Below are 20,949 nucleotides of genomic sequence, written 5' to 3' on the forward strand. Positions count from 1 at the left end.
GAGTCTAGGACTACTTGAAGAAGGCGATCCCGTCGTCCGGCATGTCGTCGGGGAGTGCCTTCGCCCAGCGCTCGACGTCCTCCGGGGTGACGACCTTCTTCAGGTGCGCCGACATGTAGGGGCGCAGCTCGACCTCGGGGGTCTGCTTCTCGCCGACCCACATGAGGTCGCTGTGGACGTAGCCGTACAGACGCTTGCCGCCGGTGTAGGGGCCGGAGGCGGCCGTGCGGGCCACCGCGTCGGTGACGAGATCGATCTGCGGCTTCTTGTCGGCGAGCTCGCCGTACCAGATCTCGACCACGCCGTCGTCGCGGACCATGGTCACCTCGACCTTGCGGTCGGCGTCGACGCGCCAGAAGCCGGACTCCGACTCGAGCGGCCGGATCTTGTTGCCCTCGCCGTCCAGGACCCAGGTGTGGGAGTGGTACTCCAGGAAGTCCCGGCCGTCGTGGCCGAAGGTGACCTCCTGCCCGAAGTTGCACTTCTCGGAACCGGGGAAGTCGTGCACGCCCGCGCCCGCCCAGCTGCCCAGCAGGAAAGCGAGGGGGACGAGGTCCTTGTGGAGGTCGGACGGAATCTCGATCATGAGTGACAGTTCCTGGACGTGGTCGGTCAGCGCTGGCCCTGGTACAGCTTCTTCACGGTCAGACCGGCGAAGGCGAGGGTGCCGACGCAGACCAGGACCAGCAGGGCTTCGAAGAAGATCTCCACAGGGTGCTCCTCGGATGAGCGTGCTTCGGGGTAGGTACAACAGGGCCGGCCCCCAGCTTACGCGGCCGGGGGCTGGCCCTCCCTGCGAGGTACTCCCTCCCAGGGGTCAGCCCAGCAGCTGACTCTGGAGGGTGACGGTCTGCTGGAAGGGGACGGCGGCGGCCGTGCCCTTGCGGGACTGGAGCACCAGGGCGACGACGTCGCCCGCGCGGAGGTAGGCCTGCCGCAGGTGCTCCGCTCCGTACGGCTTCACCTCGTCGTACGAGTACCGCATGACGCTCATGCTGTCGAAGTCGGCGGCGGTGGGGTACTCGTCGTCGAACTCCGCCTCGGTGGCGCCGCGTACGGCGTGCAGGGGAGCGCCGTAGGTGGTGAGCTCGCCGTAGAGCTTGTCGGCCACCGTTCCCGTGTCGAACTGGAGCAGGTAGACGCGGGTGTCGGTGCCGTCCGGGGTGGTCCAGCCACGGGCCGCGATGTGCCGCAGCCCGTAGTCGGTGAGCAGCTGGCCGACGTCGTCCCGGTCCTCCTTCGCCTCGAACACCGTCAGGAAGTCCTTGGTCGGCAGCCAGCCGTCGGCGCCTCGCAGCGTCTTGTCGTCCGTCGCCCCCTCGGGCGCGGGCAGCAGCAGCGCGCGCAGGTCCGCGTAGTGGGACTGCGCCCAGTTCTTGGTGTCGAACGGTCGCGGGCTGCCGGAGGGCAAGGGCGGCACGGTGATCTCCGGGTACGCCCAGCGGCCGTCCGACTCGGTGGCGAGACCGGGTACGTCCGTGCGCTCCACGCTCGCGATCCCGTACGCCGTCCCGGCTCCGAGCGCGGCGAACACCGTGACGACGGCGGCCCACCGCGACAGGGCCCGCAGAACCCGCCGATCCTTCGGGGCGGCGGGGGCCTGCGGGGCCGCCGGGTCCTGCGGGGCGGTGGGTGTCTCTGTGGCCGGGAGTCCCTCGGCGGCGTCCGGCTTGACGGCGGCCTGCTCGGCGGCCGGCTCGGGGTGCGGCGTGACGGCGGCCGTCGGGTCCGCTGTCCCGGGGCGCGTCGCGTCGGCTGTTCCGGGGCTCGCCGTGTCGGTCGTGCCGACGGGCGGTTCGGCGGTGGCCGGCGTCTGCTGTTGCTCGGTCATACGGCCTGTCCCGGGTCGTCGATGCGGTCGAGTTGTGCGGTGAAGAACTTGGCCACGAACTTCGCGTCGAGCAGACCGGGGGCGTCCGCGTTGACGCTGACCAGCACGTCCCCCACGTAGGCGGTGCAGAGCGCGAAGCCCAGCTCCTCGTCCTTGTCCTTGTCCTTGCCCTTGGGCGTCAGGAAGCACTGGGCGTCCTTGTTGCCCGCGATCTTCGGGCCCTTGCGGAAGAGGTCCGTGGCGGCGAGGAAGCCGTTGAAGGACGTCGCCGCCTCCCGCACGGCGGTGCGGTTCTCCAGCCGCGACAACGTGACGTCGAACGTGATCGCGTCCGTGACGTTGTAGTCCAGCCGCTCGACGACGTAGCTGCGCATCGCCATGCCCTTGATGCGCTCCTTGTCGATCAGCTTCTCCAGCTGCTTGCGCGACTTGCTGGGCAGGTCCTTGATCGACTCCTTGCGCAGGGCGGTGGCCTGGGCCCCGCTGAACTCGGCGTCCGCGCCGAACTCGCCGAGGTCGGGGCCAGGGTCGAAGCCGTCGGTGCCGTAGGGCACCAACAGGGCGCTCAGCCCGGACCCCGCCGCACCGTCCTGCTGGGTCTTCTCGTCGTCCTGAGCGACCGGCGGCGGGAACTTCCACGTCGGCTTGCCGGAGTCGCGGTCGGCGTCCTGGACGGTCACTACGGTGTAGCCGACGGCGCCGACGAGCGCGCAGGCCAGCAGCGCGGATCCCGCCACGGCGGCGATACGGCCGGAGCGGAGGCCCTTGCGGGCGGACTTCACGACGGCGGGCTCGGCGCCGCCGCCCTCGACGACCTCGGGGGTCTCGACGACCGTGGGGTTCTCGGGGGTCTCGGGGTTGTCGCTCACAGCTTTCCCACCTGCCGCTGGGCCAGGTCCATGATCTTCGCCTTGGAGATCGGCTTGATGTCGTAGACCCGGATCTCCACGCAGATGTCACCGCGCCAGGCATAGGCCTCGGCCGAGTACATCGGGAGGTAGCCCGCCTCCTCTTCGGGTGAGTCGTGCACGTACGCCGTCCCGTTGCCGTCCCCCGTGCCGGGGATGGGCCAACTCCGGGTGTCGTCCTCTTCCTCGGCCCAGTAGACGCCGTTCTCGGCCCACTCGGACGCGGCGGCCTTGCTCTCCTGGCGGAACTGCACGAGTGAGACCTCGACGTTGTACGCCTCGCCCACCTGCCATGAGGTCATGGCCGCGCGGCGGAACTCGTTGTCGACGAGGTTGTTGAACGTGTTGCCCGGCCGTTTGTACCGCGCCGCGTACGTGGCGAGATCGGCCCAGCCGTCGCTGTCCACCGCGAACTCGTTGTCCTTGGCTCCCTTGGGCCGCGTGATCAGCAGCTTGCGCAGATCGCCGTCCGTCTTGACCCGCCGGTCCTGCGCGGCCGACAGCGGCTCGACCTCGCCCTTGCCCTGTCCGAGCACGGGCTGGGAGAGCGGCGGCAGCGCGGTCGGCTCGCGGTCGGCCTGGACGAGGAAACCGGCGCAAGCGCCGGCGACGACGCCGAGCGCGGCGGCTCCGGCGATCATCAGCGTCGTACGGCCGCGGCGGCGGCGAGTGCGCGGCGTCTCCGCTCCTGCCTCAGCGGTCCCTGCGGCCTCGGTTACTCCGTCGGCCTCGACAACCCCGATTTCACCTACTACCTCTTCGGCCCTTTCAGGACCTTCCACAACATCCCCCTCAGAAGCGTGAAGCGCGTATTCCGTATCGCGCTCCACAGGAGACCCATGGTCAACTCCGGGAGTTGTAGTTGAGTTGATTACGATTCAGGTATGGCGAAGAAGCTTGTGATCAAGGTGACGGCAGGGGCCGACGCGCCCGAGCGGTGCTCTCAGGCGTTCACGGTCGCGGCCGTCGCCGTGGCCAGTGGGGTCGAGGTCTCCCTGTGGCTGACCGGGGAGTCCGCCTGGTTCGCGCTGCCGGGCCGGGCCGCCGAGTTCGAGCTGCCGCACGCGGCCCCGCTGCCCGGCCTGCTCGACTCGATCCTGGCCGGTGGCCGCCTCACCCTGTGCACCCAGTGCGCGGCCCGCCGGGACATCACGGAGAAGGACGTGATCGAGGGCGTACGGATCGCGGGAGCGCAGGTCTTCGTGCAGGAGGCACTGACCGACGGCGTCCAGGCGCTCGTCTACTAGAACAGTGCCCGGGTAGAACAGCGCCCAGGTAGAACAGCGCCCAGGTGGAACAGTGCCCAGGGCGCCTAGGGCCTGTCCTGGGGGCGGCGTTTCTTGCCGTCCAGCTCGTCCCACCACTCGTCGGACTTCGGGTCGCCGGAGGGGTCGTCCCACCAGCGGTCCTCGGGGCCGCGCCGGTTCGCGACCATCGCGGCGAGCGGCGGGATCACCATGGCCACCACACACATCCCGACGGCCACGGGCATCGACCAGATACGCACGACTCCCCAGGCCAGGACGAACAGCACGATGCAGCTGCCCATCATGGCGAAGTAGACGTGCCGACGGCGGGCGTACATATGTCCAGGGTAGGCCTGGACAGCCGGAAGGGCCGTGCCCCGGGCGTGAACCCGGGGTACGGCCCTTCCGGCGTCGGGGTCCGAGGGATCAGACCGCGATCGCGACCTCCGCGAGGCCGCCCTGCTGGGCGACGACCGTGCGGTCGGCGGTGGCGCCGGGAACGAGGGCGCGAACGGTCCAGGTGCCTTCGGCCGCGTAGAAGCGGAACTGTCCGGTGGCCGAGGTCGGGACCTCCGCGGTGAACTCGCCGGTCGAGTCCAGCAGACGGACGTAGCCCGTCACCGGCTCGCCGTCGCGGGTCACCTGACCCTGGATCGTGGTCTCACCGGGCTTGATCGTCGAGGCGTCCGGGCCGCCGGCCTTCGCTCCACACATGTGCTTCTCCAGAGGTCGTTCAGGTCGGTCTTCGGATGGTTACTTGTTGGCGCCGAGCTCGATCGGGACGCCGACGAGGGAGCCGTACTCGGTCCAGGAGCCGTCGTAGTTCTTGACGTTCTCCACGCCCAGCAGCTCGTGCAGCACGAACCAGGTCAGGGCCGAGCGCTCGCCGATGCGGCAGTACGCGATGGTGTCCTTGGCCAGGTCGACCTGCTCGTCGACGTAGAGCTCCTTGAGCTCGTCGTCCGACTTGAAGGTGCCGTCGTCGTTGGCGTTCTTCGACCACGGGATGTTGCGGGCGGACGGGACGTGGCCCGGACGCTGCGACTGCTCCTGCGGCAGGTGCGCGGGAGCGAGCAGCTTGCCGCTGAACTCGTCGGGCGAGCGGACGTCGACCAGGTTCTGCGAGCCGATGGCTGCCAGGACGTCGTCGCGGAAGGCGCGGATGGACTTGTTCTGCGGCTTGGCCTGGTAGGAGGTCTCGGGGCGCTCGGGCACCTCTTCGACCAGCTCGCGGGCGTCCAGCTCCCACTTCTTGCGGCCACCGTCGAGAAGCTTGACGTTGTCGTGGCCGTAGAGCTTGAAGTACCAGTAGGCGTAGGACGCGAACCAGTTGTTGTTGCCGCCGTAGAGGATCACCAGCGTGTCGTTGGCGATGCCCTTGGCCGACAGGAGCTTCTCGAAGCCCTCCTGGTCGACGAAGTCACGGCGGACCGGGTCCTGGAGGTCCTTGGTCCAGTCGATCCGGATGGCGTTCCGGATGTGGTTCTTCTCGTACGCGGACGTGTCCTCGTCGACCTCGACGATGGCGATGTCGGCGTTGTCGAGGTTGGCCTCGACCCAGTCGGCGTCGACCAGGACGTCACTGCGGCTCATGCTCGTTCTCCTCCGGGGCAGGTGCGGCGGGGGTGTGCAAGAAAGAGGGGGTGCGCGGCCGGGACTCGCCGGCGGCCGGCGCACGGATGCCCTCGAATGAGGGCGCCGGGAGGCGCGGAAGGCCGGCAGCGCTTCCGCTCAGAAAGTGCGACAGAGCATGGCGGCGACACGGCACAGGTCTACTGCCCGCCGCTTCGTGAGATCCGCCTGTCGCTGCATCATGTCGACGATCGTAGGGACGGACAGGCGGGCATGTCACCAGCATGCCGAATGGTGAGATGCGATCGTCCGGATAATGGGACACGACAAACGCCCGGGCCGTCGTCGTACGGCTTCCGGGCGCTTGTGTCCGCCGTCACCCCTGCGGCGCGGACGGCGGTGTCTCGCCTGTCGGACGCTCACCGTCCACCAGAGGCCCGTCCGGGTCGGTCCGGGGCCGGTCGGTCCGAGGGTCGGTCCGGGCGTCGGCCGGTCCGGGGGGCAGCCCTACCCGGCCAGCCTGACGTTCGAACCCTTCACCGAGATGTCCACACCGTTCGTCCCCGCCTGGACCTTGTCGAGCTGGATCCCGCCGGGCAGGTCGTCGATCTTCTGCTCGAAGTCGGTGATCGAGCGCACCTCGCTCTCGGCGGCCTGGACCCCGCCGAAGCTGGGCAGCGAGTCGGCGTGCACGCGGACGGTGTCGCCCTCGACGGTGACCGTGCTGAGGACGTACACGGGCTGCGGCAGCTTGGTGCCGAGCACGGTGGCCTCGACGGCGACCTTGATCTTGCCGTTGCCGCCGTCGGAGAGACCGACCACGTTGGCGGTGACGCCCTGCATCACCTGCGTCGGCTCGGACTTCGCCGTCTTCAGCAGCTCGGCGTAGGTGATGGACGCGGTGCCGGTGGCGCTGGAGGCGGTGGCGGAGCTGTAGTCGCCGGAGAACTCGACGCCCTTCATGTCCGCCTGGAGGTCGTCGATGCGGATCGACTGACCGCTGGTGCCGGTCGCCGCCTCGTAGTCCTTGATGCCGACCTCGACGTCGTCCAGCGAGCCGCCGACGACCTGGGTGAGGAACGGGAAGCCCTTGATGGACACGTCCGGGGTGGCGGCGAGGCCCTCGTTGGCCTTCAGCTTGTCGGCGACCTCGCCCTCCGCGAAGTTCACGGCGAGGCGGTCCGCGAGCACGAACAGGCCGCCCAGGACCACGACGACGACCAGCAGTATTCGAAGCGCACGCATGCGGTAGTTCCCCCACCCGGATGACCTGAACGGTTCATTGACAACGGTTCAAGGTAACCCCGCGCGGAACGGTCACCGGCGATTTGTCGATCACCTGTGACAGACCATCACCGCTCTTTACCCCTTACCCCTGCTCACCTTTACGCCAGCGCCCGCCCGAGCACGTAGACCGCCGGCGCGGCAGCGGCCAGCGGCAGGGCCACGCCCGCCGTGAAGTGGACGAAGCGGGAGGGGTAGTCGTAGCTCGCGGCCCGGTGGCCGACGAGCGCGCAGACCGCCGCGCCCGCGCCGAGCAGCGCGCCCTTGGCGCCCAGGCCGGTCATCCCGCCGACCGCGATGCCCGCGCCCGCCGCGGCGAGCAGGGACACCACGACGGAGGCCGGGGTCGGCAGCGGCAGCGCCCGGGCCAGCACGGCCACCGCGACCGCGGCCGCGCCGACCGTCACGGCGTCCGGCTCGGCGCCGAGGTGCCCGGTGGCGAGGACGGCCAGCGCGGAGGCGGCGACGGTCGCCATCAGTCCGTACATACGTTCGTCGGGATCGGCGTGCGAGCGCAGCTGGAGCACCAGGCAGAGCAGCACCCAGACGCCGAGCGTGCCGAAGATCGCGGCGGGCGCGTTCTCCCTGCCTGCCGCGAGGAGCGCCACGTCCGAGACCAGTGCGCCCAGGAAGGCGAGCGCGATGCCCTGGCGGGCCGGCCACATGCCGTTGAGCCGGAACCAGCCCGCCGCCGTGACGGCCTGGAGCGCGACGAGCGGCACGAGGAGCGCGTACGAGCCGATGGCCGCCGCGCCGGACAGGAGCAGACCGAGGAGCGCGGTGAGCGCGGCGGGCTGTATCCCCGGCTCGATGATCGGTGAACGCCCCTCCAGGCGGGCCCGCTGGGCGTCGGTGACGCGGGCGTTGCCGGCCAGGGTCGCGGGGCCGTACGTCATGCCGGTGCCTCCGGTCGCGGGTTCCGGCACGGGGGCGGAAGCAAGGGGGGCGGCAGGCGCCGGGGGCAGGTGCGAGGCCTGCCGCGGCTCCGGGGCCGACTGCCAGTTCCCCGCCTGGGAGTGGTTCTGCGGCTGAGCGTGGTTCTGTGCCTGAGCGTGGTTCATCGGCTGAGCGTGGTTCTGTGCCTGGGAGTGATCCTGCGCCTGGGAGTGGTCCCGCGCCTGGGCGTGGTTCTCCGGCGGCAGGGCGCCCGCCGCGGGACCGCCGCCGTACGACGGGGCGTTTCCGTACGACGAGGCGTGGCCGTACGCGGAGGCGTTTCCGTACCCGGGGGCGTCGTCGTACGCGGGGGCGTTGCCGTACGCGGGGGCGTTGCCGTACGCGGACTGTCGGCTGCCGTACAGCGGGGCCTCGCCCGTCTGCGGGGGCAGATAGGCGGTCTGGGCCGGGTCGGCCGGGGGGACCGGCGCCTGGACGCTCGTCTCCCAGGTCTCGCCCTGCCACTGCTGCGTGTGCTGGAGGTGGGCCTGCGGGTCCTCGTACCCCTGCTGCTGCCCCGGCCACGCCTGCTGGGGCTGCTGGGGCTGTTGCTGGGCGTACGGGTCGTAGCCCTCGTACCCCTCATAGCCCTCATAGCCCTGGTGGCCCTGGTGGTCGTACGGCTGGTCGGTCATCTCACCCTCCTGCGAACGGCGGGAGCACCTCGACCGTGCCGCCGTCGGCCAGCCGTACCGTCTCATGTTCGCGGGTGCCCACGGGGTCACCGTCGACGAGGAACGAGCATCGCCGCAGGACACGCACGAGTTCACCGGGGTGTCGCGCACGTGCGGCATCGAGCGCCTCGGCGAGCGTGGCCGCGTCGTGCGGCTCCTCGGCGACCCCGGCCGCGGCCTTGGCCGCCGCCCAGTAGCGCACCGTGACCTTGGGCATCAGGTTCCTCTGTCGATCGGCTGTGTACACGGTCAGGCTAGCCCGCCCGCGCGACCGCCCAGTCCCCGATGCGGGCCAGCAGGCCGTCGTCGGCCGCGTGCTCGGCGTGGCCCATGCCGTGCTCCAGCCAGAGTTCGCCGTGTCCGGCGGCGGCCTCGGCCAGCATCCGGGGGTGATCGAGGGGGAAGTAGCCGTCCTGGTCGCCGTGCACGATCAGCAACGGGGTCGGCGCGATCCTGGGGACCGCCTCGACCGGGGACAGCGGAACGGGGTCCCAGTCCCGGCGGTGGATACGGGTGCGGAAGCCGTAGCGGCCGATCAGGCGGCCCTCGGGGCGGGTGACCATCCAGTGCAGCCGGCGCATCGGGGCCGTGCCGCGGTAGTACCAGCGGGCGGGGGCGCTCACGGAGACGACGGCGTCCACCGTCCCCTCGTACAGCGCCGCGTGCCGCAGGACCACCGAGCCGCCCATCGAGAAGCCGACGGTCACCACGCGCGTGTGCCCGAGCGAACGGGCCCACTCCACCGCGGCGGCCAGGTCGAGGACCTCGCGGTCGCCGACCGTCGAGTGTCCGCCGGAGCGGCCGTGCCCCCGGAAGGAGAAGGTGACGACGGCGCCGTGCCGGGCGAGGGCGGACGCCACGCGCCGCACGTGCGGGCGGTCCACGTCCCCGGTGAACCCGTGGGCGACGACGAACACCGGGTGACGGGTGGATGGCGCGGAGGCGTCGTATACGGCCGCACCCGGTTCGTATACGGAATCGACGGCAATCCCGTCGTCGGTGGGCAGAAACGTCCGCAATGGTGCGTCCGTGCGCGTCTCAGAATTCGGACGAACGGTGGAACGTGCCACATGACCTGCCGGACCGCTGTTCATGTGGGCTATTCTGCTGGACAGAGGACTCGGGCAGCGTAGCCCCCGGGTCCTTTTGTGCTTTCGGAAGCGTTGTATACGAAATGGGAACCGGGCGGGAAACGCCAGGTGACCGCAGGTGTACGGCCCCCCGGGATCGCAGAGCAGTGCCGCAAAAGCCGCAGTGCCGCAATGTCCTCGCAGGGACCGAGGAGGAACCAGACGTATGAGTTCTCTGCTGCTCCTGACCAACGCTCTCCAGCCGTCGACGGAGGTCCTTCCGGCCCTCGGCCTGCTGCTGCACAACGTGCGGGTGGCCCCGGCCGAAGGCCCCGCGCTCGTCGACACCCCCGGTGCCGACGTCATCCTCATCGACGGCCGCCGAGACCTGCCGCAGGTCCGCAGCCTCTGCCAGCTGCTGCGCTCCACCGGACCCGGCTGTCCGCTCATCCTGGTCGTGACCGAGGGCGGCCTCGCCGCCGTCACCGCCGACTGGGGCATCGACGACGTACTGCTGGACACCGCGGGACCGGCCGAGGTCGAGGCCCGGCTGCGGCTGGCCATGGGCCGCCAGCAGATCGTCAACGACGACTCCCCGATGGAGATCCGCAACGGCGACCTGTCGGTCGACGAGGCGACCTACAGCGCGAAGCTGAAGGGGCGGGTCCTGGACCTCACCTTCAAGGAGTTCGAGCTCCTGAAGTACCTGGCCCAGCACCCGGGCCGGGTGTTCACCCGCGCACAGCTGCTCCAGGAGGTCTGGGGCTACGACTACTTCGGCGGCACCCGCACCGTCGACGTGCACGTACGACGACTGCGGGCCAAGCTCGGCCCCGAGCACGAGTCGCTGATCGGAACCGTCCGGAACGTCGGTTATCGATTCGTTACCCCTGAGAAGGGGGAGCGCGCGAGTGACGAAGCGAAGGCCAAGGCGGACCGTACGGAGCAGGCAAACGCGGAGGATGCGGACAACGTGGCCGCCCTGGACGCCGCAGAGGTCTCGTCGGAGGCGTAGTACCCGCCGGTAAGCCCGGCACCCGCTCGGGAAGGGCGTCGCCCGCGCACAGCGAAGCTCCTGTACGCCCTGCCCAGAGCGGGTCCATCCGCGTAGACTCCGCGCGTGGCCAAGGTGACTCGGGATGATGTGGCGCGACTGGCGGGTACTTCGACCGCCGTCGTCAGCTATGTCATCAACAACGGACCCCGGCCGGTCGCCCCGGCCACGCGCGAGCGTGTCCTCGCCGCCATCAAGGAGCTGGGGTACCGACCCGACCGGGTGGCCCAGGCGATGGCGTCACGGCGCACCGACCTCATAGGCCTGATCATCCCGGACGCCCGTCAGCCCTTCTTCGGCGAGATGGCGCACGCGGTCGAGCAGGCCGCCTCCGAGCGCGGAAAGATGGTGCTGGTCGGCAACACCGACTACGTCGCCGAGCGCGAGGTCCACTATCTGCGGGCGTTCCTCGGGATGCGCGTCTCGGGCCTCATCCTCGTCAGCCACGCGCTGAACGACCTGGCGGCCGCGGAGATCGACGCCTGGGACGCCCGGGTGGTGCTGCTGCACGAACGCCCCGAGGCCATCGACGACGTCGCCGTCGTCACCGACGACCTGGGCGGCGCCCAGGTCGCCGTACGCCACCTCCTGGAGCACGGCTACGAATACGTGGCCTGTGTCGGCGGCACCGCGGACACCCCCTCCGTCGGCGACCCGGTCTCCGACCACGTCGAGGGCTGGCGGCGCGCGATGGACGAGGCCGGCGTCAGCACCGAGGGCCGGCTCTTCGAGGCGCCGTACAACCGCTACGACGCCTACCGCGTCTCGCTGGAGCTGCTGGCCGGCCCGCACCGGCCGCCGGCCGTCTTCTGCTCCACCGACGACCAGGCGATCGGTCTGCTGCGCGCGGCGCGCGAGCTGCGCATCGACGTGCCCGGCGAGCTGGCGGTCATCGGCTTCGACGACATCAAGGAAGCGGCCCTCGCCGACCCGCCCATGACAACGATCGCATCGGACCGCTCGGCGATGGCCCGAGCGGCGGTCGACCTCGTCCTGGACGACGGTCTGCGGGTCGCGGGGTCGCGCCGCGAGCGGCTGAAGGTGTTCCCGTCGCAGCTGGTGGTGCGGCGGTCCTGCGGCTGCGAGTAGCCGTTCACAGCCCTGTGCGTGAACCGTTCACGGGCCTGTGCGTGAACCGTTCACGGGCCTGTATGAGACGTCTCTGAGAAGCTTCGCTCAACTTCGGGATCGCTCTTTATATCGGGCATACGAGGTTCTGGCGGGCTTCTCAGGGAGCACTCAGGGAGCTCTCATGGTCGGGCGAGAAGCTTCCTTCCATGACCGAGAGCATCCGCCGCAGCGGCGAGTACGAGAACTTCGAGAACCCGTACCAGGCCCCGTACGAGGGCGCCCAGCAGCACGCTTCCTCCCCCGTGGGCTCCTCCCCGGTGAACCCGGAGTGGCCGCCGCCGCCGGCGTACGAGCCGGTCGCGCAGCCCGTGCAGCAGCAGTCGGTGCAGCAGTCCGCGCACCAGCAGCCGGCCGTCGAGCCCACCGCGGTGTGGCAGACCCAGGCAGCGGCCGGCGGCGCCGACAACGGCGGCTACGGCGGCGGAACCGCTCTCCTCACCCCCGTGGCCGCCGAGCCCGCGCCCGCCGGGAGGAAGCGCGCCCGCGGCCCGTTCGCGCTGCTCGCCGCCGTGGCGATCGTCGCGGCGGCCATAGGCGGCGGCACGGCCTACGGCATCCAGGAGCTGACCGGCAAGGACGAGGTGGTCTCCTCGTCCACCACCACCAGCGTGGTGCCCTCCAGCAAGACCGGTGACGTGGCCACCATCGCGGCCGCGGTCAGCCCGAGCGTCGTCGAGGTCAGCGCCACGCTCAGCAACGGGACGTCCACCGGCTCCGGTGTGATCATCACCAGCGGCGGCGAGATCATCACCAACAACCACGTCATCTCCGGCGCCACCTCGATCAAGGTGTCGACGAGCGACGGGAAGTCGTACACCGCCAAGGTCGTCGGCACGGACTCCAAGAAGGACCTCGCGCTCATCGAGCTGGAGAACGCCTCCGGCCTGAAGGCGGCGACCCTCGGCAACTCCGACGGCGTCAAAGTCGGCGACACGGTCGTCGCGATCGGCTCCCCCGAGGGCCTGACCGGCACCGTCACCAGCGGCATCGTCTCCGCGCTCAGCCGGGACGTGACCGTCTCGACCGACGAGAGCCAGAGTCAGAGCCAGGGCCAGGGCCAGGGCGGCGACGGCAACTGGCCGTTCCAGTTCGGCGGCCAGCAGTTCAACGGGGACACGGGTACGTCCACGACGACGTACAAGGCGCTCCAGACGGACGCCTCCCTGAACCCCGGCAACTCCGGCGGCGCGCTCATCGACGCCAGCGGCAACATCATCGGCATCAACTCCGCGATGTACTCCGCCGCGACGGACTCCTCCTCCTCCGCCGACGCCGGCAGCGTCGGCCTCGGCTTCGCCATCCCGATCAACACCGTCAAGGCCGACCTCGCCACGCTGCGGGCCGGCGGCTCCGACAGCTGACAACCCACCACCGAGTCAGGGAGTACGTCATGATCAAGCAGGTTTCGCACACGGTGACCGGTTTCGGTGCGGCCGACCTCGGCCTGGCCCTCGACGTGGCGTACGAGCTGCACCCGCCGGTCACGCCGACCCGCGCGCCGGAGGTGGCGGCCCCGCAGCTGATGGGCCTGCGCACCACGGCAAGCCGCCCGCACCAGCGCAAGGTGCCACTGAACCGGCTCGCGGCCATGCGCGGCTGATCTCACCCCCAACCCACTCTTTACGCGCACACCGGGAACCGTGCGAGGCTGAGGACACTCAGCACGTTCAGCAGGTCCAGCCTCCCGTCGTCCCACCGCACCCGAGGAATCCACGCCCATGAGCCCCGCCGAAGGCGACCGTGACACCCAGCGCATCCTGATCGTCGACGACGAGCCGGCGGTGCGCGAAGCACTCCAGCGCAGCCTCGCGTTCGAGGGCTACGACACACAGGTCGCCGTGGACGGCGCGGACGCGCTGGAGAAGGCGACGGCCTACCAGCCCGACCTGGTGGTGCTGGACATCCAGATGCCGCGCATGGACGGCCTCACCGCCGCGCGCCGCATCCGCGGGGCCGGCGACACCACGCCCATCCTGATGCTGACGGCCCGCGACACGGTCGGCGACCGGGTCACGGGACTCGACGCCGGGGCGGACGACTACCTGGTCAAGCCCTTCGAACTGGACGAACTGTTCGCCCGCGTACGGGCTCTGCTGCGGCGCAGCTCCTACGCGGCGGCGGCCGGAGCGGGCTCCGTGGAGGAGGACGAGGCACTCACCTTCGCCGACCTGCGCATGGACCTCGCGACCCGTGAGGTCACCCGCGCCGGACGCCCCGTGGAACTGACCCGCACGGAGTTCACCCTCCTGGAGATGTTCATGGCCCACCCGCGCCAGGTGCTCACCCGTGAGCAGATCCTGAAGGCGGTCTGGGGCTTCGACTTCGAGCCGTCGTCCAACTCTCTGGACGTGTACGTGATGTATCTGCGCCGCAAGACGGAGGCGGGCGGAGAGCCGCGTCTCGTGCACACCGTGCGGGGCGTCGGCTACGTGTTGCGACAGGGCGGGGCGGAGTGAACAAGGTCGTGCGGCGGTTCCGGACCCTTCCTATCCGGGCCCGGCTGTCGATGCTCGTCGCCGCCGCCGTGGCTTTCGCGGTGGCGGCGGTCTCGGTGACCTGCTGGTTCATCGTCCAGGGGAAGCTGTACGACCAGGTCGACGAGGATCTGACGAAGTCGCGGATGAAGGGGCCGGGGCAGGCCGTCCAGATGCAGAGCGCGCTGGACAACTGCACCCAGACCTCGCAGTCGAACAACAACCCGTTCCGCAACGACCTCTACACGCAGGTGCTCAAAACCGACGGGACGCCCTGCGTCATCGACGAGTCCGAGGGCTCGATCAAGGTCACCCAGGCCGACAAGGACGTGATCAAGAACGCGAGCAGCGGCAAGTCCCTCATCCGCAACGGCACCGACGAGAGCGGCGACTCGGTGCGCGTGATGACGACGCCGATCACCCTCCAGAACGCCGCGACCGGCGAGCAGTCGTACGGGGCCGTCATGGTCGCCGTTCCTCTGAAGGGCACCGAGTCCACCCTCAACGACCTCGCCCTCATCCTGCTCCTCGTCTCCGGTATCGGAGTCGTGGGCGCCGGCGCCGCCGGTCTGGCTGTGGCGCGTGCGGGGCTGCGGCCGGTCGACAAACTCACCGAGGCCGTCGAACACGTGGCCCGGACGGAGGACTTGAGCATCCGGATCCCCGTCGAGGACGAGACCGACGACGAGATCGCGCGCCTCTCCCGTTCCTTCAACTCGATGACCGCCTCCCTGGCCAACTCCCGTGAGCTCCAGCAGCAGCTGATCGCGGATGCCGGGCACGAGCTGCGCACCCCCCTCACCTCCCTCCGTACCAACATCGAGCTCCTCACCCGCAGCGAGGAGACGGGCCGGCCGATCCCCCCGGCGGACCGCAAGGCGCTCCTCGCCTCGGTGAAGGCGCAGATGACCGAGCTGGCGTCACTCATCGGCGACCTCCAGGAGCTGTCCCGTTCCGAGGGCCAGCGCGGTGAACGCGTGCAGGTGGTCTCGCTGGAGGACGCGGTGGAGTCGGCGCTGCGCCGAGCCCGGCTGCGCGGCCCCGAGCTGACCATCACCGCACTGCTGGAGCCCTGGTACACCCGGGCGGAACCGGCCGCGCTGGAGCGGGCGGTGGTCAACATCCTGGACAACGCGGTGAAGTTCAGTCCCGAGGGCGGCACGATCGACGTCCGGCTGAGCCAGGGGACGCTGACCGTCCGCGACCACGGCCCCGGCATCCCCGCCGAGGAGCTCCCGCACGTCTTCGACCGCTTCTGGCGCTCCCCCAGCGCGCGGGCGCTCCCGGGCTCGGGCCTCGGTCTCTCGATCGTCGCCCGGACCGTGGAACAGGCGGGCGGCCAGGTCGCTCTGGCCCGCGCGGACGGCGGCGGCACGGTGGCGACGGTCCGGATGCCGGGGGCGCCGACCCCTCCGCCGGAGGATCCCGCTCTCGCCTCGTAGGAGGCGGACGGCTCTCTCCCCACATATTTCCGTGAGTTCGGCAACCTTTCCCATCCGGGCGGCGACCCAGGAGCGCATCAACTCCCCCCGCCCCGCACGGAATGGACGGTCGTATGAGCGCGCACCGAAACAGCGGCACCAGCAGGCCCCGTCACCGCAGGCGCAGGACCGCGCTCGCGATCGGCGTGCCCCTCGCCCTCACCGCCGCCGGCACCCTCGCCTACGGCACGGACCTCGGGCTCTTCGGCGCGGACGCGCAGGCGAGGGCATCGGCCGCGACCGCGGCCGCGGCCGCGCCCGCCTGGGCGACCGCCACCGCCGACGGCTTCGCCTCCGTCAACGCCCTCGGGCAGAACGGCACTTACGGCGGCCGGGACGGCAAGACCGTCACCGTGAAGACGCTCGCCGACCTGGAGAAGTACGCGACGGCCGCCGAGCCTTACGTGATCGTCGTCGCCGCGACGATCACGATGGACCCGGTCGGGAAAGAGATCAAGGTCCAGTCGGACAAGACGATCGTGGGGTCCGGGACCGCCGGGCACATCGTCGGCGGCGGCTTCTTCCTCGGCCAGGGCGTCCACAACGTGATCATCCGGAACCTGACGATCCGGGACGCCTACCAGGGCGTCTGGAACGACAAGGAACACGACTACGACGGCATCCAGATGGACGGCGCCCACCACGTCTGGATCGACCACAACGACATCCGGCACATGGCCGACGGGCTCATCGACAGCCGCAAGGACACGACGTATCTGACGGTCTCCTGGAACAAGCTGAGCCAGGAGAACAAGGCGTTCGGCATCGGCTGGACCGACAACGTGACCGCCGACATCACGATCCACCACAACTGGATCCGCGAGACCGAGCAGCGCAACCCGTCCACGGACAACGTCGCCCACGCCCACCTGTACAACAACTTCCTGGAGGACGTGGCGGGGACGGACATCACGTCCTCGTACGGCAACTACTCGCGCGGCGCGACGAACATGGTCCTGGAGAACTCCTACTTCCAGGGCCTGACCAACCCCGTCGTCCGGGACGCCACCGCCACCCTCGTCCAACGCGGCAACGTGTTCTCCGGCACGACCGGCAAGAACGAGAGCGGCGGCACGGGCGCGGCCTGGGACCCGAAGACGTACTACGCGTACACCCTCGACAAGGCGGCCGACGTCCCCGCGCTCCTCAAGTCGGGGGCGGGCCCGCGTAGTTCCATCGGCACGACGGCGACCACGACGACCGCCACCACGAAGGCGGCCGCCGCCACCACGCTCACCGTCGCCAAGGACGGCAGCGGGCAGTACACGACCGTGCAGGCCGCCGTGAACGCCGTACCGGCGAACAACCCGGCGCGCGTCGTGATCGCCGTCAAGCCGGGCACGTACCGCGAGCTGGTCAAGGTTCCGTCCAACAAGCCGCACGTCACCATCCAGGGCACCGGCGGCAGCCGCAAGGACACCACGATCGTCTACGACAACGCGTCCGGTACGCCGAAGCCCGACGGCTCCGGCACGTACGGCACCGGCGGCAGCGCGACCGTCGCCGTCGACGCGGACGACTTCCAGGCCCGTAACCTGACCATCTCCAACGACTTCGACGAGGCCGCCCACCAGGACATCGCGGCCCAGGCGGTCGCCCTGCGCACCTCCGCCGACAAGGTGTTCCTGGACAGCGTCATCATCAGCGGCGACCAGGACACCCTGCTGGTGGACACCGCGGCCAAGGACAAGCTGGGCCGCGTCTACCTCACCAACTCCTACGTCGTCGGCAACACCGACTTCATCTTCGGCCGGGCCACCGCGGTGATCGACAAGTCCGTCATCACCCTGAAGAAGCGCTGGAACGGCACCTCGGCCGGCTATGTCACGGCCCCCAGCACGGCCGCCGACCGCAAGGGCATCCTGATCGCCAACTCCACGGTCAACGGTGACGTGTCCGACCGGAGCTTCTTCCTCGGCCGCAACTGGCACGCGGGCGGCGACGCGACCCTCGACCCGCAGACCACCGTCCGCAACACCTCCCTCAGCGCCGCGATCAAGACCACGCCCTGGTCCGACATGGGCGGCTTCTCCTGGAAGGACGACCGGTTCGCGGAGTACAAGAACACCGGCGCGGGCGCGGGCGCCGCGAGCTCCGACCGTCCTCTCCTGACCGACGCCCAGGCCGCCGCCCAGGAGGTCGCGGACTGGCTGGGCGACTGGACGCCCACGGCCTCCTGACATCCCGCTGCCAGCCCCACCACAGTCCCCCGCCGCACCGTGAGGGAATGGTGATGCGCACGGTGAAGGGGACGGCGGCGGGGGCGGCGGCGAACGGAGGAGCGGCTGGGGACGGGGGCAGGGCGGGGAGGATACTGCTGGCCGACGACAACGCGGACATCCGCGAGGGACTCGGCCGGCTGCTCCGCTTCGAGGGCTACGAGACCGTCCTCGCCGGAGACGGACGGCTCGCCCTCGACCTCGCGCTCGACCTCGTCGGAGCCCCCGGCAACGCCCCCGACCTGGTCCTGATGGACGTCACCATGCCCGGCCTCGACGGTCTGGCCGCGACCCGGCGGATCCGGGCGTCCGGGTCCACCGTCCCGATCCTGATGATCACCGGCCGGGACGCGGTGGGCGACCGTATCGTCGCCCTCGACAACGGCGCGGACGACTACCTGATGAAGCCGTTCGCCGCGGAGGAGCTGCTGGCGCGGGTGCGGGCCCTGCTGCGCCGGGGCAGCCGACGGACCTCCCCGCCCGCCAGGACGGCTTCCCCCCGGCTGGCCTTCCACGACATCGCCATGGACCTGTCCTCGCGCACGGTCACCCGCGCCGCCCGCCCGCTCGACCTCACCCCCACCGAGTACTCCCTCCTGGAGTACTTCCTCCGCCATCCGACGAAGGTCCTCAGCCGTGCCCAGATCCACAAGGACGTCTGGGGCTTCGACTTCGAACCGACGTCCAACACGCTCGACGTGTACGTCATGTACCTGCGGCGCAAGCTGGAGCAGTACGGCGACCCCCGGCTGATCCAGACGGCGCGGGGCCTCGGGTACATGCTGCGGGCGGGGTGAGGCGGCGCTACGGCGACGCGGTGCCGCCTCAGCGGCGGAGAACCAGCGTGCTCTCCGCGAGGCGCTCGGCCGCCGTGGTCCGCCGCGCCGTCTCGGACCACGGTTCGACCAGCCTGGTGTAGGCCTCGCAGCGGGCCATCAGCTCGTCGTGCGTGCCCGCGTCCAGCAGCCGCCCCTCGTCCACGACCAGGATGCGGTCGGCGTCGGGGGCGAAGCTCAGATCGTGGGTGATCATGAGGGTGGTGCGGCCGGACATGAGGCGGCGCAGGGGTTGCACGATCTGCCGGGCGGCCACCGAGTCGAGGCCGGCGGTGGGTTCGTCGAGGACGAGGACCGGGGCCGCGCGGAGCATCGCGCGGGCGATGGCGACCCGCTGGAGCTGGCCGCCCGAGAGGGCCGCGGTGCCGGGGGCGATGTGGGTGTCGTAGCCGTCGGGGAGGGCGGCGACGAACTCGTGGGCGGCGGCCGACCTGGCCGCCTGCTCGATCTCCCGGTCCGTGGCGCCCGGGCGGCCGCAGGCGATGTTCTCCCGGATCGTGCCGTTGAGGACGAGGGTCTGCTGGGGGAGCAGCGCCGTGTTCTCGCGGACGAACTCCAGCGGGATGTCCGTGAGTGGGACTCCGTCCAGGCAGACGACGCCGGCGTCGGGGTCGTAGAAGCGGGTGAGGAGTTTGGAGAGGGTGGACTTGCCGGCCCCGCTCGCGCCCGTGACCAGGACCAGTTCGCCGGGGCCCGCGGTGAACGTCACGTCCCGCAGCGACTCGCGGGCCGCGTCGGGGTAGCGGAACGAGACGCCGTGCAGGCTGACCCAGCCCCGGACCGGCCAGGCGGGGACGGGGACGTCCGGGTCCTTCACCGACGGTTGCGCGTCCAGGAGTTCCGCGATGCGTTCCGCGCCCGCCGTGGCCGCGGTGACCGTCAGGCCGAGTTGGCCGAGGTTGCGGACCGGCGGGTAGAGGTAGCCGATGAACGCGGCGAAGGCGAGCAGGGCGCCCAGGGTCATCCGGCCGGCCGAGATCTCCCAGACGCCCAGGCCGATCACCGACAGGACGCACAGGGTCTCGACCACCTCGACGAACTGCTCGTACATCTCGCTCAGCCGCGCCCCGCGCACACTGGCCCGCATCCACGCGCGGGCCTCCTTGTCGAGGCGTCGCTCCTCGTCGCGGCGGCGGTTGTACGCCTGGGTCAGCACGACGTTGCCCAGCGACTCCTCCACCACCGAGGTGATCGCGCCGTCGGCGACGCGTTCGTCCTGTGAGGCCTGCTTGATCCGGCTGGAGAAGCGGCGGGCGGCGAGGAGGAAGAGCGGGGCGAGGACGAAGGTGGCGAGGGCCAGGTCCCAGCGGAGCCACAGGGCAGCCGCCGCGTAGAAGACCGCCGAGAAGGCCGCGGAGATCGTGCCGACCACACCCGAGACGACCAGCTGTTCGATGGCCTCCACGTCTCCGGTCAGGCGTTCCACCAGGTCGCCCCGGCGGTGCCGCTGGAAGAAGTGGGGTGGGAGGTCCTGGACGTGACCGAAGACGTTCGCGCGCAGCCGCAGGACGAACCGTTCCGCCGTCCAGGTCGCGAGCGAGTTGCCCAGATAGGCGACGAACGCGCCCAGCGCGGCGACGCCCAGCCAGGCTCCGGCCGGACCCCAGAAGGCGGAGAGCGAGCCGGCCGCGAGGGCGTTGTCGGTGAGTTCGGCGAAGAGCAGGATGGAGGCCGTCTCGGCGAGCGCGGACACCACCACGCACGCCACGATCACCAGCATCCATCCGCGGTCACCGCGGGTCAGCGGCCAGAAGCGGCGGAAGGCCTCACGGGCTTCCCTCATGTCAGCAACTCCTCGACTCCGTGCGCGTACGAAAGGCATGGCCGAGGCGGGGTCACCGGCTATCACCGGTGACCCCGCCTCGTGGCGTGCCGTCAGCCCTTGTGCGCGACCGGGCGGCGCTTCGGGGCGACCTTCTTGGCGGCCTTCTTCTTGGCCACGGGCTTCGGCGCCGGGGCGGCAGCGGTCTTGCGGGCCTTCTTGACGGGGGTGATCTTGTGGAAGCTCATGGGAATTACCTCTCCATTTACCAGGTGCCGAATATGTTGGTTTTACGTCTGGCTTATTTGTCGCGGATTTGCAACAGTGCCGACCGAGGCATCAGCCCTTATGGGAGACCGGGCGGCGCTTCGGAGCGACCTTCTTGGCGGCCTTCTTCTTGGCCACGGGCTTCGGCGCCGGGGCGGCAGCGGTCTTGCGGGCCTTCTTGACGGGGGTGATCTTGTGGAAGC

The 20,949-nt window shown here is 70.4% G+C and carries 23 protein-coding genes; 9 read left to right on the forward strand and 14 right to left on the reverse strand.

The features are described from left to right. Nucleotides 1-10 precede the first annotated feature (10 nt). From ACIRPU_RS21095 to ACIRPU_RS21110, 4 genes are all read right to left on the reverse strand, one after another. Nucleotides 11-586 carry an FABP family protein gene (locus tag ACIRPU_RS21095; RefSeq protein ID WP_355706100.1) on the reverse strand — a complete coding sequence of 192 codons (576 nt, stop codon included), beginning with the start codon at nucleotides 584-586 and terminating at the stop codon, nucleotides 11-13. 231 nt (nucleotides 587-817) lie between these two features. After that, the gene (locus ACIRPU_RS21100) at nucleotides 818-1,831 is read right to left on the reverse strand and encodes a hypothetical protein (RefSeq protein WP_403869344.1); all 1,014 of its coding nucleotides are present in this window, start codon (nucleotides 1,829-1,831) and stop codon (nucleotides 818-820) included. Then, nucleotides 1,828-2,700 (reverse strand): hypothetical protein, encoded by an 873-nt coding sequence (locus ACIRPU_RS21105; RefSeq protein WP_403869347.1) that lies wholly within the window; start codon nucleotides 2,698-2,700, stop codon nucleotides 1,828-1,830. Before ACIRPU_RS21105 ends, ACIRPU_RS21100 begins: the two co-directional genes overlap by 4 nt. Then, nucleotides 2,697-3,380 (reverse strand): hypothetical protein, encoded by a 684-nt coding sequence (locus tag ACIRPU_RS21110; RefSeq protein WP_403869350.1) that lies wholly within the window; start codon nucleotides 3,378-3,380, stop codon nucleotides 2,697-2,699. The genes ACIRPU_RS21105 and ACIRPU_RS21110 overlap by 4 nt, the downstream gene beginning before the upstream one ends. A gap of 243 nt (nucleotides 3,381-3,623) precedes the next feature. On the opposite strand from ACIRPU_RS21110, the gene ACIRPU_RS21115 reads away from it, so the two are divergent. Next, nucleotides 3,624-3,986 (forward strand): DsrE family protein, encoded by a 363-nt coding sequence (locus ACIRPU_RS21115; RefSeq protein ID WP_020130361.1) that lies wholly within the window; start codon nucleotides 3,624-3,626, stop codon nucleotides 3,984-3,986. 65 nt (nucleotides 3,987-4,051) lie between these two features. Here ACIRPU_RS21115 and ACIRPU_RS21120 read toward each other — a convergent pair whose 3' ends face one another. The 8 genes from ACIRPU_RS21120 to ACIRPU_RS21155 form a co-directional block, all read right to left on the reverse strand. Next, nucleotides 4,052-4,324 (reverse strand): DUF3099 domain-containing protein, encoded by a 273-nt coding sequence (locus ACIRPU_RS21120; protein WP_385566205.1) that lies wholly within the window; start codon nucleotides 4,322-4,324, stop codon nucleotides 4,052-4,054. 88 nt (nucleotides 4,325-4,412) lie between these two features. Then, nucleotides 4,413-4,700: a DUF1416 domain-containing protein gene (locus ACIRPU_RS21125; protein ID WP_010351646.1), complete on the reverse strand. Its 288-nt coding sequence runs from the start codon at nucleotides 4,698-4,700 to the stop codon at nucleotides 4,413-4,415. A gap of 39 nt (nucleotides 4,701-4,739) precedes the next feature. Beyond that, complete coding sequence (locus tag ACIRPU_RS21130) at nucleotides 4,740-5,579, reverse strand: sulfurtransferase (protein ID WP_355706106.1); 840 nt, start codon at nucleotides 5,577-5,579, stop codon at nucleotides 4,740-4,742. A gap of 138 nt (nucleotides 5,580-5,717) precedes the next feature. Next, the gene (locus ACIRPU_RS21135; RefSeq protein WP_351766844.1) at nucleotides 5,718-5,801 is read right to left on the reverse strand and encodes a putative leader peptide; all 84 of its coding nucleotides are present in this window, start codon (nucleotides 5,799-5,801) and stop codon (nucleotides 5,718-5,720) included. A 264-nt stretch (nucleotides 5,802-6,065) separates the two neighbouring features. Further along, on the reverse strand, nucleotides 6,066-6,803 hold the full coding sequence (locus ACIRPU_RS21140) for a DUF2993 domain-containing protein (protein WP_385566201.1): 738 nt from the start codon (nucleotides 6,801-6,803) through the stop codon (nucleotides 6,066-6,068). Between the two features lie 140 nt (nucleotides 6,804-6,943). Further along, nucleotides 6,944-8,413 carry a hypothetical protein gene (locus tag ACIRPU_RS21145; protein WP_403869355.1) on the reverse strand — a complete coding sequence of 490 codons (1,470 nt, stop codon included), beginning with the start codon at nucleotides 8,411-8,413 and terminating at the stop codon, nucleotides 6,944-6,946. A 1-nt stretch (nucleotide 8,414) separates the two neighbouring features. Next, a complete protein-coding gene (locus ACIRPU_RS21150; protein ID WP_057600879.1) occupies nucleotides 8,415-8,669 on the reverse strand; it encodes a MoaD/ThiS family protein in 255 nt (84 codons plus the stop codon). A 37-nt stretch (nucleotides 8,670-8,706) separates the two neighbouring features. Further along, nucleotides 8,707-9,546: an alpha/beta hydrolase gene (locus tag ACIRPU_RS21155; protein WP_403869358.1), complete on the reverse strand. Its 840-nt coding sequence runs from the start codon at nucleotides 9,544-9,546 to the stop codon at nucleotides 8,707-8,709. A 202-nt stretch (nucleotides 9,547-9,748) separates the two neighbouring features. On the opposite strand from ACIRPU_RS21155, the gene ACIRPU_RS21160 reads away from it, so the two are divergent. From ACIRPU_RS21160 to ACIRPU_RS21195, 8 genes are all read left to right on the forward strand, one after another. Then, entirely contained in the window at nucleotides 9,749-10,537 is a 789-nt protein-coding gene (locus ACIRPU_RS21160; RefSeq protein ID WP_385566193.1) for a winged-helix domain-containing protein, read from the forward strand. 105 nt (nucleotides 10,538-10,642) lie between these two features. Continuing rightward, nucleotides 10,643-11,665: a LacI family DNA-binding transcriptional regulator gene (locus ACIRPU_RS21165; RefSeq protein ID WP_403869361.1), complete on the forward strand. Its 1,023-nt coding sequence runs from the start codon at nucleotides 10,643-10,645 to the stop codon at nucleotides 11,663-11,665. A 188-nt stretch (nucleotides 11,666-11,853) separates the two neighbouring features. After that, nucleotides 11,854-13,068 carry a S1C family serine protease gene (locus ACIRPU_RS21170; protein WP_403869364.1) on the forward strand — a complete coding sequence of 405 codons (1,215 nt, stop codon included), beginning with the start codon at nucleotides 11,854-11,856 and terminating at the stop codon, nucleotides 13,066-13,068. A 29-nt stretch (nucleotides 13,069-13,097) separates the two neighbouring features. After that, nucleotides 13,098-13,307, forward strand: a complete 210-nt coding sequence (locus ACIRPU_RS21175) for a hypothetical protein (protein ID WP_403869366.1) — start codon at nucleotides 13,098-13,100, stop codon at nucleotides 13,305-13,307. 118 nt (nucleotides 13,308-13,425) lie between these two features. Continuing rightward, nucleotides 13,426-14,163 (forward strand): response regulator transcription factor, encoded by a 738-nt coding sequence (locus tag ACIRPU_RS21180; RefSeq protein WP_403869369.1) that lies wholly within the window; start codon nucleotides 13,426-13,428, stop codon nucleotides 14,161-14,163. Continuing rightward, on the forward strand, nucleotides 14,160-15,623 hold the full coding sequence (locus tag ACIRPU_RS21185; RefSeq protein ID WP_403869372.1) for an ATP-binding protein: 1,464 nt from the start codon (nucleotides 14,160-14,162) through the stop codon (nucleotides 15,621-15,623). The genes ACIRPU_RS21180 and ACIRPU_RS21185 overlap by 4 nt, the downstream gene beginning before the upstream one ends. A gap of 113 nt (nucleotides 15,624-15,736) precedes the next feature. Further along, nucleotides 15,737-17,842 carry a pectinesterase family protein gene (locus tag ACIRPU_RS21190; protein ID WP_403869375.1) on the forward strand — a complete coding sequence of 702 codons (2,106 nt, stop codon included), beginning with the start codon at nucleotides 15,737-15,739 and terminating at the stop codon, nucleotides 17,840-17,842. Nucleotides 17,843-17,889: 47 nt separating this feature from the next. Continuing rightward, on the forward strand, nucleotides 17,890-18,678 hold the full coding sequence (locus tag ACIRPU_RS21195; RefSeq protein WP_403869378.1) for a response regulator transcription factor: 789 nt from the start codon (nucleotides 17,890-17,892) through the stop codon (nucleotides 18,676-18,678). Nucleotides 18,679-18,706: 28 nt separating this feature from the next. On the opposite strand, the gene ACIRPU_RS21200 is transcribed toward ACIRPU_RS21195, so the two are convergent. Continuing rightward, on the reverse strand, nucleotides 18,707-20,500 hold the full coding sequence (locus ACIRPU_RS21200) for an ABC transporter ATP-binding protein (RefSeq protein WP_403869381.1): 1,794 nt from the start codon (nucleotides 20,498-20,500) through the stop codon (nucleotides 18,707-18,709). A 92-nt stretch (nucleotides 20,501-20,592) separates the two neighbouring features. After that, complete coding sequence (locus ACIRPU_RS21205) at nucleotides 20,593-20,727, reverse strand: hypothetical protein (protein WP_385566175.1); 135 nt, start codon at nucleotides 20,725-20,727, stop codon at nucleotides 20,593-20,595. Nucleotides 20,728-20,949 lie beyond the last annotated feature (222 nt).

Origin of the sequence: Streptomyces sp. NPDC102259, from assembly GCF_044766465.1 — a bacterium.
Taxonomy (GTDB): Bacteria; Actinomycetota; Actinomycetes; order Streptomycetales; family Streptomycetaceae; genus Streptomyces.